This window comes from Streptomyces monashensis (assembly GCF_001866665.1).
Lineage (GTDB): Bacteria > Actinomycetota > Actinomycetes > Streptomycetales > Streptomycetaceae > Streptomyces > Streptomyces monashensis.
Map to the genome: position 1 here is coordinate 1 of NZ_MLYO01000033.1, position 13,748 is coordinate 13,748.

At 71.2% G+C, this 13,748-nt stretch carries 12 protein-coding genes; 6 read left to right on the forward strand and 6 right to left on the reverse strand.

The genetic code is table 11. The annotated features are described in order from the left end of the window. Positions 1-1,429: homocysteine S-methyltransferase family protein (locus BIV23_RS19725; protein ID WP_177239966.1), on the reverse strand; the 1,429-nt coding region annotated here is incomplete at its 3' end. A 343-nt stretch (positions 1,430-1,772) separates the two neighbouring features. Between BIV23_RS19725 and BIV23_RS19730 the strand changes: the two genes are divergently transcribed. From BIV23_RS19730 to BIV23_RS19755, 6 genes are all read left to right on the forward strand, one after another. Continuing rightward, complete coding sequence (locus BIV23_RS19730) at positions 1,773-2,537, forward strand: IclR family transcriptional regulator (protein ID WP_071375785.1); 765 nt, start codon at positions 1,773-1,775, stop codon at positions 2,535-2,537. Positions 2,538-2,905: 368 nt separating this feature from the next. After that, the gene (locus tag BIV23_RS19735) at positions 2,906-3,700 is read left to right on the forward strand and encodes an MIP/aquaporin family protein (RefSeq protein WP_071382223.1); all 795 of its coding nucleotides are present in this window, start codon (positions 2,906-2,908) and stop codon (positions 3,698-3,700) included. Positions 3,701-3,769: 69 nt separating this feature from the next. Continuing rightward, positions 3,770-5,308: a glycerol kinase GlpK gene (gene glpK / locus BIV23_RS19740; RefSeq protein ID WP_071382224.1), complete on the forward strand. Its 1,539-nt coding sequence runs from the start codon at positions 3,770-3,772 to the stop codon at positions 5,306-5,308. A 42-nt stretch (positions 5,309-5,350) separates the two neighbouring features. Then, complete coding sequence (locus BIV23_RS19745) at positions 5,351-6,964, forward strand: glycerol-3-phosphate dehydrogenase/oxidase (RefSeq protein ID WP_071382225.1); 1,614 nt, start codon at positions 5,351-5,353, stop codon at positions 6,962-6,964. Positions 6,965-7,145: 181 nt separating this feature from the next. Beyond that, positions 7,146-7,817 (forward strand): FadR/GntR family transcriptional regulator, encoded by a 672-nt coding sequence (locus tag BIV23_RS19750; RefSeq protein WP_071382226.1) that lies wholly within the window; start codon positions 7,146-7,148, stop codon positions 7,815-7,817. Between the two features lie 131 nt (positions 7,818-7,948). Next, positions 7,949-8,935 carry a PAC2 family protein gene (locus BIV23_RS19755; RefSeq protein WP_071382227.1) on the forward strand — a complete coding sequence of 329 codons (987 nt, stop codon included), beginning with the start codon at positions 7,949-7,951 and terminating at the stop codon, positions 8,933-8,935. Between the two features lie 60 nt (positions 8,936-8,995). Here BIV23_RS19755 and mshC read toward each other — a convergent pair whose 3' ends face one another. The 5 genes from mshC to BIV23_RS19785 all read right to left on the reverse strand — a co-directional run bounded on the left by mshC (position 8,996) and on the right by BIV23_RS19785 (position 13,589). Further along, positions 8,996-10,225: a cysteine--1-D-myo-inosityl 2-amino-2-deoxy-alpha-D-glucopyranoside ligase gene (mshC, locus tag BIV23_RS19760; protein WP_071382340.1), complete on the reverse strand. Its 1,230-nt coding sequence runs from the start codon at positions 10,223-10,225 to the stop codon at positions 8,996-8,998. A gap of 93 nt (positions 10,226-10,318) precedes the next feature. Next, entirely contained in the window at positions 10,319-11,158 is an 840-nt protein-coding gene (locus tag BIV23_RS19765; RefSeq protein WP_071382228.1) for an SCO1664 family protein, read from the reverse strand. Beyond that, on the reverse strand, positions 11,122-11,712 hold the full coding sequence (locus BIV23_RS19770; RefSeq protein ID WP_071382229.1) for a DUF3090 domain-containing protein: 591 nt from the start codon (positions 11,710-11,712) through the stop codon (positions 11,122-11,124). Before BIV23_RS19770 ends, BIV23_RS19765 begins: the two co-directional genes overlap by 37 nt. A 109-nt stretch (positions 11,713-11,821) precedes the next feature. Continuing rightward, positions 11,822-12,532: a histidine phosphatase family protein gene (locus BIV23_RS19775; protein WP_071382230.1), complete on the reverse strand. Its 711-nt coding sequence runs from the start codon at positions 12,530-12,532 to the stop codon at positions 11,822-11,824. 268 nt (positions 12,533-12,800) lie between these two features. Next, on the reverse strand, positions 12,801-13,589 hold the full coding sequence (locus BIV23_RS19785) for a hypothetical protein (protein ID WP_071382232.1): 789 nt from the start codon (positions 13,587-13,589) through the stop codon (positions 12,801-12,803). Between the last annotated feature and the right edge of the window lie 159 nt (positions 13,590-13,748).

Sequence of the window (13,748 nt, forward strand, 5' to 3'; positions counted from 1 at the left end):
ACGCGATCAACGCCGCACCGTGCTCCCGCGCCAGCCGGGTGACCCGGGCGAAACGCGAATCGGGACCGTCACCGTCCTCGTAGTTCACCGAGTTGATCACCGCGCGGCCGCCCAGCTTCTCCAGACCCGCCCGGATCACGTCGACCTCGGTGGAGTCCAGCACGACCGGCAGCGTCGAAGCCGTCGCGAACCGCCCGGCCAGCTCCTCCATGTCGGCCACACCGTCCCGGCCGACATAGTCCACACACAGATCCAGCAGATGCGCACCCTCACGGATCTGCTCCCGCGCCAGCTCCACACAGTCGTCCCAGCGGCCCTCCAGCATCGCCTCCCGGAACTTCTTCGACCCGTTCGCGTTCGTCCGCTCACCGATCGCCAGGTACGACGTGTCCTGCCGGAACGGCACCGTCTGGTACAGGGACGCCGCGCCCGGCTCCGGGCGCGGATCACGCACGGGCGGCGTCACCCCGCGCACCCGCTCCACCACCTGCCGCAGATGCTCCGGCGTCGTACCACAGCACCCGCCCACCAGCGACAGCCCGTACTCACGCACGAACGTCTCCTGCGCGTCCGCCAGCTCGGGCGCGGACAGCGGGTAGCTGGCGCCGTCCTTGGTGAGGACCGGCAGGCCCGCGTTGGGCATGCAGGAGAGCGGGATGCGGGCGTTGCGGGCGAGGTAGCGCAGGTGCTCGCTCATCTCGGCCGGGCCGGTGGCGCAGTTCAGGCCGATCATGTCGATGCCGAGCGGCTCCAGGGCGGTCAGGGCCGCGCCGATCTCGGAGCCGAGGAGCATGGTGCCGGTGGTCTCGACCGTCACCGAGACGATCACCGGCAGGTCGAGCCCGAGGGCCTCCAGTCCGCGGCGGGCACCGAGGACGGCGGCCTTGGTCTGGAGCAGGTCCTGGGTGGTCTCCACCAGCAGCGCGTCCGCGCCGCCCGCGACCAGGCCCTCGGCGTTGCGCTGGTAGGCGTCGCGCAGGGTCCGGTACGGGGCGTGGCCGAGGGTGGGCAGCTTGGTGCCGGGGCCCATGGAGCCGAGGACCCAGCGCTGCCGGCCGTCCTGCGCCTGGAACGCGTCGGCGACCTCGCGGGCCACGCGGGCGCCGGCCTCGGACAGCTCGTGGACGCGCTCGGAGATGTCGTACTCGCCGAGGGCGGAGTGGTTGGCGCCGAAGGTGTTGGTCTCGACGCAGTCCACGCCCACGGCGAAGTACGCCTCGTGGACGGAGCGGACGATGTCGGGGCGCGTGAGGTTGAGGATCTCGTTGCAGCCCTCGAGCTGCTGGAAGTCGTCCAGGGTCGGGTCCTGAGCCTGGAGCATCGTGCCCATGGCTCCGTCCGCGACCACCACACGCGTGGCGAGCGCCTCTCGGAGCGCGGACACCCGGGTCCGGCTGTCGGCATGGGGGGACGTTGGCGACGAGGCCATGAAGGGGCTCCCTAGGTGCGACGGCTGTCGGCTATGCGGCTTCCCCGGTTCGGGCCGGGGAAGAGCACGGCGTCAGAGTAACCGGGAGTGGGCTTGGATGGGCAGCGGCGTCCACGAGGCGGACCGGGTGGCCCCCGCGTCACGCTCCGGCCACGTGTGATGTAACAGGTGTCGACCGACCATTGGCGGGAGGTCGACATGGACCGGTAGTGTTCGGCATTGCCGAACGCTGGGTAGCACACCATGCGACGATGCTCGGTGCACGACGGGTGACGACAGTCGACGCCGGCACGACGCGCGCCCCGCGTCGTCGGCGGTCGAAGGGGACGGAGGCAGGACGGCGATGGCACGGAACATCCAGTCGCTCGAACGGGCGGCCGCGATGCTGCGGCTGCTCGCGGGCGGCGAGCGGAGACTGGGCCTGTCGGACATCGCCTCGTCACTGGGCCTCGCCAAGGGAACCGCCCACGGCATCCTGCGCACCCTCCAGCAGGAGGGGTTCGTGGAGCAGGACGACACCTCTGGGCGCTATCAGCTGGGCGCGGAACTGCTGCGCCTGGGCACCACCTATCTGGATGTGCACGAGCTGCGCGCCCGGGCCCTGGTGTGGACCGACGACCTGGCCCGCTCCAGCGGGGAGAGCGTGCACCTGGGGGTCCTGCACCAGCAGGGCGTACTGATCGTGCACCACGTCTTCCGGCCGGACGACAGCCGGCAGGTGCTGGAGATCGGCGTCATGCAGCCGCTGCACTCGACCGCGCTGGGCAAGGTGCTCTCGGCGTACGACCCGGTGGCGCACAGCGAGGCGCTGGAGACCGAGCGGAAGGCCTTCACGGACCGCACGGTGTGCGAGTGGGACGCCTTCGAGCACCTCCTCGACATCACGCGTGCGCGTGGGTACGCGGCCGACGTGGAAGAGACCTGGGAGGGCGTGGCGTCCATCGCCGCGCCCATCCACGACCGGCGCCGGATGCCCGTGGGCGCGGTCGGCATCACCGGCGCCGTGGAGCGGCTGTGCCGGGACGGCGAGCTGCGGCCCGAGCTGATCGCGGCGGTGCGCGACTGCGCCCGCGCGGTCTCCAGGGACCTGGGCGCGGGCCGGTTCTGACCACCCCTCCCCCCTCACCGGGGGCGACCGGGACGCCGGGCGGCGTTCCGGTTCTCGCCCTACCCTGAAGTGGACATATCGGGCTAGATCTTTTGAGATCCCACGTCAGTGCCTACGTCAGGTCCGCGATGAGCGATAACCCGAAGCGATCAATAACGATCCTGTTTTCGATAACAGAACCCTTGACGCATGCGTGACGCCGAAGCAAGACTCCCGTCCATCGGTCGGCATTGTCGAACACCTACCGGCAATACGCGCTAGAGTGTGACAACGCCAAGGGCCGGCATCGCTCTCACCCCCGAGGGCAGCTCGAACTCCCGGAGGGACCCGGGGTTCGGTCCCCTGGACGAAGGACAAAGGAGTCGCGGGTGTCCAGCTCCGACATCTTCATCGGCGAGACCATCGGTACCGCCATACTCATCCTGCTCGGCGGCGGCGTCTGCGCGGCCGTCACGCTGAAGGCCTCCAAGGCCCGTAACGCCGGTTGGCTCGCCATCGCCTTCGGGTGGGGCTTCGCCGTCCTGACGGCCGTGTACATCTCCGGACCCCTCTCCGGTGCACACCTCAACCCGGCCGTGACCATCGCCCTCGCGATCAAGAACAGCGACTGGACCAACGTCCCGGTCTACCTCGCCGGGCAGCTGCTCGGCGCGATGATCGGTGCCGCCCTGGTGTGGGTCGCCTACTACGGCCAGTTCCACGCGCACCTGACCGACAAGGAGATCGTCGGCGGTCCGGGCGCACAGGCCACGGACGCCAAGGCGGTCGAGGCGCAGGAGACGGGTGCCGGCCCGGTCCTCGGCATCTTCTCCACCGGTCCGGAGATCCGGAACGTGGCGCAGAACCTCGCCACGGAGATCATCGGCACCGTCGTGCTCATCCTCGCGGTCCTCACCCAGGGCCTGAACGACAAGGGCAACGGCCTCGGCGTCCTCGGCGGCCTCGTCACCGCGCTCGTGGTGGTGTCGATCGGTCTGTCCCTGGGCGGCCCGACGGGCTACGCCATCAACCCGGCCCGTGACCTCGGCCCGCGCATCGTGCACGCTCTGCTGCCGCTGCCCAACAAGGGTGGTTCCGACTGGAGCTACGCCTGGATCCCGGTGGTCGGTCCGCTGATCGGCGCCGCCATCGGTGCCGGAATCTACAACGTCGCCTTCGCTTAAGAAGCCCGCCGTCTTCCGGCACGCGCCCCACGGACAGCCCCCTCACCACGGATCTTTCAGGAGCACACAGTGACCGACGCCCACACCGCAGGCCCCTTCATCGCCGCGATCGACCAGGGCACCACCTCCAGCCGCTGCATCGTCTTCGACCGGGACGGCCGTATCGTCTCCGTCGACCAGAAGGAGCACGAGCAGATCTTCCCGAAGCCGGGCTGGGTCGAGCACAACGCCAACGAGATCTGGACCAACGTCCAGGAAGTCGTCGCCGGTGCCATCGCCAAGGCCGGCATCACCCGGGACGACATCAAGGCCATCGGCATCACCAACCAGCGCGAGACCACCGTGCTGTGGGACAAGAACACCGGTGAGCCCGTCTACAACGCCATCGTCTGGCAGGACACCCGCACCGACGCCCTGTGCCGGGAGCTGGGCCGCAACGTCGGCCAGGACCGCTTCCGCCGCGAGACCGGCCTGCCGCTGGCCTCCTACTTCGCCGGGCCCAAGGCCCGCTGGCTGCTCGACAACGTCGAGGGCCTCAAGGAGCGCGCCGAGGCCGGCGACATCCTCTTCGGCACCATGGACACCTGGGTCATCTGGAACCTGACCGGCGGTGTCGACGGCGGCAAGCACGTCACCGACGTGACCAACGCCTCCCGCACCCTCCTCATGAACCTGCACACGATGGAGTGGGACGACAAGATCGCCGAGTCCATCGGCGTGCCGCTGCAGATCCTGCCCGAGATCCGCTCCTCCGCCGAGGTATACGGCGAGGTCACCGGCGGCAGGCTCGGCGACCTGCTCGGCGGCATCCCGGTCGCCTCCGCGCTCGGCGACCAGCAGGCGGCCCTGTTCGGCCAGACCTGCTTCGCCGAGGGCGAGACCAAGTCGACCTACGGCACCGGCACCTTCATGGTGATGAACACCGGTGACAAGATCATCAACTCCTACGCCGGCCTGCTGACCACCGTCGGCTACAAGATCGGCGACCAGCCGACGGTCTACGCCCTGGAGGGCTCGATCGCCGTCACCGGCTCGCTGGTGCAGTGGATGCGCGACCAGATGGGCCTCGTCTCCACCGCCGCCGAGATCGAGACGCTCGCGCTCTCGGTCGAGGACAACGGCGGTGCCTACTTCGTGCCGGCCTTCTCGGGCCTGTTCGCCCCGCACTGGCGTTCCGACGCCCGCGGTGTGATCGCCGGTCTGACCCGGTACGTCACCAAGGCGCACCTCGCGCGCGCCGTCCTGGAGGCCACCGCCTGGCAGACCCGGGAGATCGCCGACGCCATGGTCAAGGACTCCGGCGACGAGCTGGTGGCCCTCAAGGTCGACGGTGGCATGACCGCCAACAACCTGCTGATGCAGACGCTCTCCGACGTCCTGGACGCGCCCGTGGTGCGCCCGATGGTCGCGGAGACCACCTGCCTCGGCGCCGCCTACGCCGCCGGCCTGGCCGTCGGCTTCTGGTCCAGCACCGACGAACTGCGCGCCAACTGGCGCCGGGCCGCCGAATGGACCCCCCGCATGGACGCGGAGACCCGCGACCGTGAGTACAAGAACTGGCTCAAGGCCGTCGACCGGACCATGGGCTGGATCGAGGACGAGAGCTGAGCTGCCCCACAGTTCGGCTCTGACGAGGAGTAAGTACCCGACATGACCAGTCAGTCCACCCTGTCCGTGCCTGCCCTGGGGACGCACCCGGCCTCCGGCTCCAACCCGAGCCGCGCCGAGACCAGGGAGCAGCTCTCCAAGGCGTCGTACGACCTTCTTGTGATCGGCGGCGGCATCCTGGGCATCTCCACCGCCTGGCACGCCGCGCAGTCCGGACTCAGGGTGGCGCTGGTCGACTCCGGCGACTTCGCCGGTGCCACCTCCTCCGCCTCCTCCAAGCTGCTCCACGGCGGTCTGCGCTACCTGCAGACCGGTGCGGTGAAGCTGGTGGCGGAGAACCACTTCGAGCGCCGTGCGGTCTCCCGCCAGGTGGCCCCCCACCTGGCGAACCCGCTCACCTTCTACCTCCCCGTGTACAAGGGCGGGCCGCACGGCGCGGCGAAGCTCGGCGCGGGCGTCTTCGCCTACTCCGCGCTCTCCGCGTTCGGTGACGGCGTCGGCCACCTGCTCTCCCCCGCCAAGGCGGCGCAGGACGTGCCGGAGCTGCGCACCGAGAACCTCAAAGCCGTGGCCGTCTACGGCGACGACCAGATGAACGACGCGCGCATGGCGCTGATGACGGTCCGCGCGGCCGTCGAGGCGGGCGCGGCCGTCCTCAACCACGCCGAGGTCACCGGCCTGCGCTTCACCCAGGGCCGGGTCACCGGCGCCGAGCTCAAGGACCGTGTCTCCGGCGAGGAGTTCGGCGTGAGCGCCCGCCTGGTGCTGAACGCGACCGGTCCCTGGGTCGACCACCTGCGGAAGATGGAGGACCCGAACGCGGCCCCGTCCATCCGCCTGTCGAAGGGCGCGCACCTGGTCCTCAAGCGCACCTCCCCCTGGAAGGCCGCGCTCGCGACCCCCATCGACAAGTACCGCATCACCTTCGCCCTCCCCTGGGAGGACATGCTGCTGCTCGGCACGACCGACGAGGAGTTCGAGGGCGACCCGGCGGACGTCTCCGTCACCGAGAAGGACATAGCCCAGATCCTGGACGAGGCCGCGTTCTCCGTCCGGGACCAGCAGCTGCGGCGCGACCTCATCACCTACGCGTTCGCCGGTCTGCGCGTGCTGCCGGGCGGCCCCGGCGACACCGCCAAGGCCAAGCGCGAGACCGTGGTGACCGAGGGCAAGGGCGGCATGCTGTCCGTCGCGGGCGGCAAGTGGACCACCTTCCGCCACATCGGCCGTACGGTCATGCAGAAGCTGGAGGCGCTGCCCGGTCACCCGCTCGGCGACGACTTCGAGCCGATCTCCTCGCTGCCGAAGAAGCTCCCGCTGCCGGGCGTCGCCAACCCGCGCGCCGTCGCGCACCGCCTGCTGGTCGACCACCCGGCGCCCGGCCCGCGCATGGCGGCCGACACGGCGAAGCACCTGGCCACCCACTACGGCTCCCTGGCCTTCGACATCGCCCGGCTGGCGAACGAGAACCCGGAGCTGGCCGAGCGCGTCCACCCGGACGCCCCGGAGATCTGGGCGCAGGTCGTCTGGGCTCGCGACCACGAGTGGGCCGAGACGCCGGACGACGTGCTGCGCCGCCGTACGACGCTGACGATCCGCGGTCTTGCCACGGACGAGGTCCGCGGCAAGGTCCAGGACCTGCTCGACAAGAAGTAACCGAGTGCGGCGAAGGGGCGGTCCCACCGCGGTGGGACCGCCCCTTTCCCATGGGCGCGGCGGGCGTGCCGTGCGCCTTCGCGCGCTTGCCCGAACGGTCCGGGGAAGGGCCCGCATAATGTGCTGAGACATCCGATGTCTGGGCGCATGCGCGCATGGGGCGGGCGACAGGAGGCCGGTCATGGCAGTCACCGACGAGGCGATCGAGAAGATCAAGGACATGATCGTCTCGGGTGCGCTGCGCCCCGGCGACCGGCTGCCCAAGGAGAGCGAACTGGCCGCCGAGCTCGGCCTGTCCCGCAACTCGCTGCGGGAGGCCGTACGGGCCCTGTCGCTGATCCGGATCCTGGACGTGCGCCAGGGCGACGGCACGTACGTCACGAGCCTGGACCCCCAACTCCTGCTGGAGGCCCTGAGCTTCGTCGTGGACTTCCACCGCGACGACACCGTGCTGGAGTTCCTGGCGGTGCGCCGGATCCTGGAGCCGGCCGCGACGGCGATGGCGGCCTTCCGGATCAGCGACCAGCAACTGGACGCGCTGTCCGCCCAGTTGGCGGCGCTGGGCGCGCAGCCCTCGGTGGAGGAGCTGGTCGCCGCCGATCTGGAGTTCCATCGCGGCATCGTGCGCGGCGCGGGCAACTCGGTGCTCTGCTCGCTGCTGGACGGCCTGTCGGGGCCGACCACGCGGGCGCGGATCTGGCGGGGCCTGACCCAGGAGGACGCGGTCGGCCGCACCCTGCGCGAGCACCGGGCGATCCTGGCCGCGCTGCGCGACCGCGACGCGGAGGCGGCCCGCTCCTGGGCGACGGTGCACATCGCGAGCGTGGAGCAGTGGCTGCGGTCCACTCTGTGAGTCAGGGTGTTCCGCACTGGTGCACGGGGCAGTGATCCGTTCACTCCCCCGTGCAAGGGGGCTGCGGGAGCCCCCGCCGGACGCCGTAAGGTTGGTGAGTCAGGCGAGGGCACGTCGGAAGGAGGCACTGGGTGATCGAGCTGGAGGGGGTTCCCGAGCTGATCGACCCAGTCATGGTGGCCGCGTTCGAGGGCTGGAACGATGCCGGTGACGCCGCCTCCACGGCGGTCGCGCATCTGGAACGCGAGTTCAAGGGCGAGGTGTTCGCGGCGCTGGACGCCGAGGACTACTACGACTTCCAGGTGAACCGCCCCACGGTCTTCATGGACGGTGGGGTGCGCAAGATCACCTGGCCGACGACCAGGCTGTCGGTGGTCCGCGTCGGCGGCGACAAGCCGCGCGACCTCGTGCTGGTGCGCGGCATCGAACCGTCCATGCGCTGGCGCTCGTTCTGCAACGAGCTGCTGGGCTTCGCGCACGAGCTGGGCGTGGAGCTGGTGGTCATCCTGGGCGCCCTGCTCGGTGACACCCCGCACACGCGTCCGGTGCCGGTCAGCGGGGTCACGTCCGACGCGGACCTGGCCCAGCGGATGGACCTGGAGGAGACCAAGTACGAGGGCCCGACGGGCATCGTCGGCGTGCTCCAGGAGGCGTGCACGCACGCGGGCGTCCCGGCGGTGTCGCTGTGGGCGGCCGTACCGCACTACGTCTCCCAGCCGCCCAACCCGAAGGCGACGCTGGCGCTGCTCAACCGGCTGGAGGACCTGCTGGACCTGCGCATCCCGCAGGGCGAGCTGCCCGAGGACGCGCGTGCCTGGCAGGTGGGCGTGGACCAGCTGGCCGCGGAGGACAGCGAGGTCGCCGAGTACGTGCAGACGCTGGAGGAGGCCCGGGACACCGCCGAGCTGCCGGAGGCGTCGGGTGAGGCGATCGCCCGCGAGTTCGAGCGGTACCTGCGGCGCCGGGACGTCGGTCCGCCGGGCGGCCACGCGACGGCGGACGGCACGGACACCGGACCGTGGCTGCGGGACAACCCGAGCGGACGGACCCGGCCGCCCCTGCCGCCGAGGCCCGACGCCTCCGGCGGCCCGGACGACGACGAGGCCTCCGAGGAGTGACCCGGGAGTGACGGAAGGGGCGGTACGCGCGCGCGTACCGCCCCTTCTCCGTTCCGTGTGCTAGACCGCCACGCCCAGCAGGGCGTCCACCGCCCGGGTCACCAGGCCGGGGGCACCCGTGTCGGTGCCGCCCTCCTGCTCCTGGCGCTCCGCCCAGCGGTCCACCGCGGCGAGCGCGGCCGGTGCGTCCAGATCGTGGGCGAGAGCCTCGCGGATCTCCTCGACCAGGGCGTCGGCGGAGGGGCCGTCGGGGCGGGAGACGGCGGCGCGCCAGCGGCCCAGACGGGCCACGGCGTCCGCCAGGACCTGATCGGTCCACTCCCAGTCGGCGCGGTAGTGGTGGGCCAGCAGGGCCAGCCGGATCGCGGCCGGGTCGACGCCCTCGCGGCGCAGCGCCGAGACGAAGACCAGGTTGCCCTTGGACTTCGACATCTTCTCGCCGTGCAGGGCGACCATGCCGGCGTGGACGTACGCCTTGGCCATCGGGAACTCGCCGGTGAGCACCTGGGCGTGCGAGGCGCCCATCTCGTGGTGCGGGAAGGCCAGGTCGGAGCCGCCGCCCTGGACGTCGAAGCCCATCCCGAGGTGGTCGAGGGCGATGGCCACGCACTCGATGTGCCAGCCGGGCCTGCCCCGGCCGAGGGAGGCACCGTCCCAGCTGGGCTCGCCCTCACGGGCCGCCATCCACAGCATCGGGTCGAGCGGGTTCTTCTTGCCCGGGCGCTCCGGGTCACCGCCGCGCTCGGCGGACAGCAGCCGCATCGCGGCCGCGTCGAGGTTCGAGACCTTGCCGAAGTTCGGGTCGGACTCGACGGAGAAGTAGATGTCGCCGTCCAGGTCGTAGGCCGCGCCGAGCTCGCGCAGCCGCTCCACGAGCGGGACGATGCCGGGTATCGCCTCGACGGCGCCTATGTAGTGCTGGGGCGGGAGCATCCGCAGCGCGGTCATGTCCTCGCGGAAGAGGGCCGTCTCCTTCTCGGCGAGGGCGACCCAGTCGAGGTTGTCCCGCTCCGCGCGCTCCAGCAGCGGATCGTCGACGTCGGTGACGTTCTGGACGTAGTGGACCTGCCGCTTGGTGTCGAGCCACACGCGCTGAACGAGGTCGAACGCGTTGTAGGTCGCCGCGTGACCCATGTGGGTCGCGTCGTACGGGGTGATGCCGCAGACGTAGATACGGGCGACGGGACCGGGGTCGAGGGTGACCGGACCGCCGGTCGCGGTGTCGTGGATCCTCAGGTCGCGGCCCTGACCAGGCAGGGCGGGGACCTCGGAAGCGGGCCAGGCATGCATGTACATGAGCCTAACCGGCCACGAGCCGCGTATACGAACGGGATCGGGTCGGATGGCCTGTTAGACGGTCTTGTGCGTCTGCCGCCGCTGTGCTCACACGGGCGGCCACGGGATCGCCGGCCACTGACCGCCCGGCTCCGGATGCACACCCGAGGAGAGCAGTTCCTCGGTACGCGCGCGTGTGGCGTCGATCTCGGCCGGGGTGATCAGTTGGGCGAGCCGCTCGCCCAACGGCCCGCCCAGGCCCTCCCGCAGGCCGCCCAGGACCTCGACGGCCTCGGCGGTCAGCGGCTCCCCGGCCCAGCCCCACAGCAGGGTGCGGAGCTTGTTCTCGACGTTGAAGGTGACGCCGTGGTCGATGCCGTAGAGCCTGCCCTCGGCGGTGGGCAGCAGATGGCCGCCCTTGCGGTCCGCGTTGTTGATCACGGCGTCGAGGACGGCGAGCCTGCGCAGCCGCTCGTCGTCGGCGTGCACGAGCAGCGCGGTGCGGCCCTCGCCGACCTCGGCGAGACCGATCGCCTTCCAGCCCGGCTCCGGCTCCTCGGCGTCCACCAGGGCGAGCAGCTCGGCCTCGGCCCGCACGTCGATCCACAGCTGGCACATGCCCTCGCCGTACGGCCCCTCGCGCAGCACGGTCGGCGGGACGAGGCCCCAGCCGGTGGCCTCGGAGACCGCGTAGGAGGCCACCTCGCGGCCGGCCAGGGTGCCGTCGGGGAAGTCCCACAGGGGGCGCTCCCCGGCCACGGGCTTGTAGATGCAGGAGGCTTCCAGGCCGTCGTACGCGACCGTGCAGAACAGTGCGGCGTTCGACGCCTCGCGGATGCGACCGCGTACGGTCAGCTCACCGCGCGCGAGCAGCTCGGCGGCGGCCGCGTCGGCGGTCGTGTCGACGGAGGTCACGCTCCGCGGCGGTATCCGTTCTGGCGCGGACATACGTGTCCTTCCGGATCGAGCGGGAGGCTGCACAGCGGGCACGGCGGCCGCCCGGCGTTGACGACGTCGAGGGCGCGCTTGGCGAAGGCCCTGGCCTGCGCGCCGGTCAGCCGGACCCGCAGCATCGGGGGCCCGTTCTCCTCGTCCTGGAGCAGTCGTTCCTCGGCCTCGGCGAGGTCCTCGTCGGTGTCGGCGTCCAGCTCGACGAGGGCCTGCGCCTCGACGATCATGCGCTGTTCCTCGCCGTCCCAGGCCAGCGCCATGGTGCCGACGCGGAACTCCTCGTCGACGGGGGTCTCCAGCGGGGCGGTGTCGGCGATCTCGGTGGGCGCCATGGCGGGGACGGCAGCGCTGCCCCCGCTGCGCCGCACGACCTCGTCGAGCAGTTCGTCCATGCGCTCGGCGAGCGCGGCCACCTGCGTCTTCTCCAGCGCCACGCTGGTCACCCGGGAGCCTGCGGCGGCCTGGAGGAAGAACGTACGGCGTCCGGGCAGTCCGACCGTGCCGGCGACGAAGCGGTCCGGCGGGTCGTAGAGGAACACCTGACGGGACACGTCCTGATCTCCATTGGATTCGAGAGCTTCGGCGGTGCTGGCCACGCGGGTCACGCGACTGCGGTGGATCCGAGTGCGGTGGATCGCTTCACCCTACTGCGGCCGACGATCACGGTGCGCCCGCACCACCCCCGACCGGTGCGTCGCCCTCGCCGGTGCCCTCGTCCGGTTCGGCGCCCGGTTGTTCGCGCGGGGCGAGAGAGGCGAAATCCCCGGTGTCGCCGAGCCGGATCAGGAACGGCCGCAGGCGGGTGAAGCGGATCGCGGTGACGGAACAGGGCTCCACGGAGATCCGCTGGAAGAGGTCGAGATGGAGGCCGAGGGCGTCGGCGACCAAGGACTTGATGATGTCGCCGTGCGAGCACATGAGATAGACGGCGTCGGCGCCGTGGTCGCGCTCCACGCGCGCGTTCCACTCGCGTACGGCCTCGGCGGCGCGGGTCTGCATGGCCCGCAGGGACTCGCCGCCCGGGAAGGCGGCGGCCGACGGGTGGGCCTGGACGACCTCCATCAGCGGCTCGTCCTTCAGCTCGGCGAGCTTGCGGCCGGACCAGTCGCCGTAGTGGCACTCCCCGATCCGTTCGTCGCTGTGGACGCGCAGTTCCGGGCGGGCCTCCAGCAGCGGGCGCACGGTCTCCTGGCAGCGCTGGAGCGGGCTGGCGACGACCTCCGAGATCGGCAGGCCCGCGAGCCGGGCCGGCAGCGCGGCCGCCTGCGCGGTGCCCCGCTCGTCCAGGGCGACGCCGGGCGTCCATCCGGCGAGCAGACCGGAGGTGTTGGCGGTGGACCGTCCGTGCCTTACGAGGATCAGGGTGGGCATGCGGCCCAGGGTAGGCGTATCAGCGCGTGCGCCGCTGGGCGGACGAGGGGACAATGCGTTCCGTGAACCTGTGAACGTCACGATCGGCGAGATCGTCTTCTCCGTCGGCGACTCCTTCGGGGTGGCCGTGGAACTCCAGCGGAACCTGGAGGAGTTGGAGACGGAGGTCTTCCAGCCGGAGCGCAGCGGCTCGCGGCACACCTCGTCCCGGGAAGATCTCCGCGCGGGCGGCGACGGCCGCGGTGCCCACGATGATCGCGGCCGCGGCTCAGGCGAACTCGTGGGCCGGGGCGGCGGGCCCGCCGAGGGCGTCGCGGCGCTCGGGCATGCGCAGGGCGGTCATCCGGTGCCAGCCGGCGAGGCGCTCGTAGCCGTACAGCGCGTGGATGGCGGCGGTGAGCAGCGCGGACTTGGCCCGGGGCCAGCCGAGGATGCGCCCCATGTGGGCCATGACGGCGAGGCTGACGTCCCGGTGGACGGCGATCTCGGCGAGCGCGCACGCGCGCAGGGTGCGCTGGATCAGCCGGCCGTGTCCGGCGGCGGCGAGGCGCAGCAGTTCCTCGTGGGTGTAGGCGAGGTGGTTGTCCTCGTCGGTGGAGATCACGCGTACGGCCCTGCCGACGTCCGGATCGTCGGCGAAGTACCGGCGGAGCATCGTCATCTGCTCGGCGGCGCGCTGCTCGGTGACCCGGCTGTGGGAGAGGTAGACGACGATGTCCCGCACGGACAGCGGCGCCTCGCGCCGCAGTCTGTCGTGAGCGAGGCCGATGCCGCGCCGCTCCAGGAGCATCGTGTAGTCGGTCTCGGGAGGTACGGCGACGGGGGTGAGCCCGCGCTTCCTCATCAGGGCGCGGAAGATGCGGCCGTGCTTGTCCTCGTCGGCGCCGTGGCGGGCGATCTTCGGGGCGAGCGCGCGTTCGCCGTGCGGGACGAGCGCGGCGATCCGCCCGTTCTCCCAGCCGCCCTGGGACTCCCCGCCCGCGGCGATGGAGCAGAAGAGCCGGAAGGACTCGTCGTGGTCGAGGATCTCCTGGAACAGACTCCTGGCCGAAAGCATCGAGGTCACCTCTCCGCAAGATGCACGATTTCGCACCATCTGCGATATTCCGCAAAAAACGAGTCAAATGCGGGCGGAGAGGAGCCGCAACACGGATGCCCGGCGACTGGTCCGAAAGAAGGAACGCCGAGGTCGTAACCACGCGGCGCCCGGCGCGTT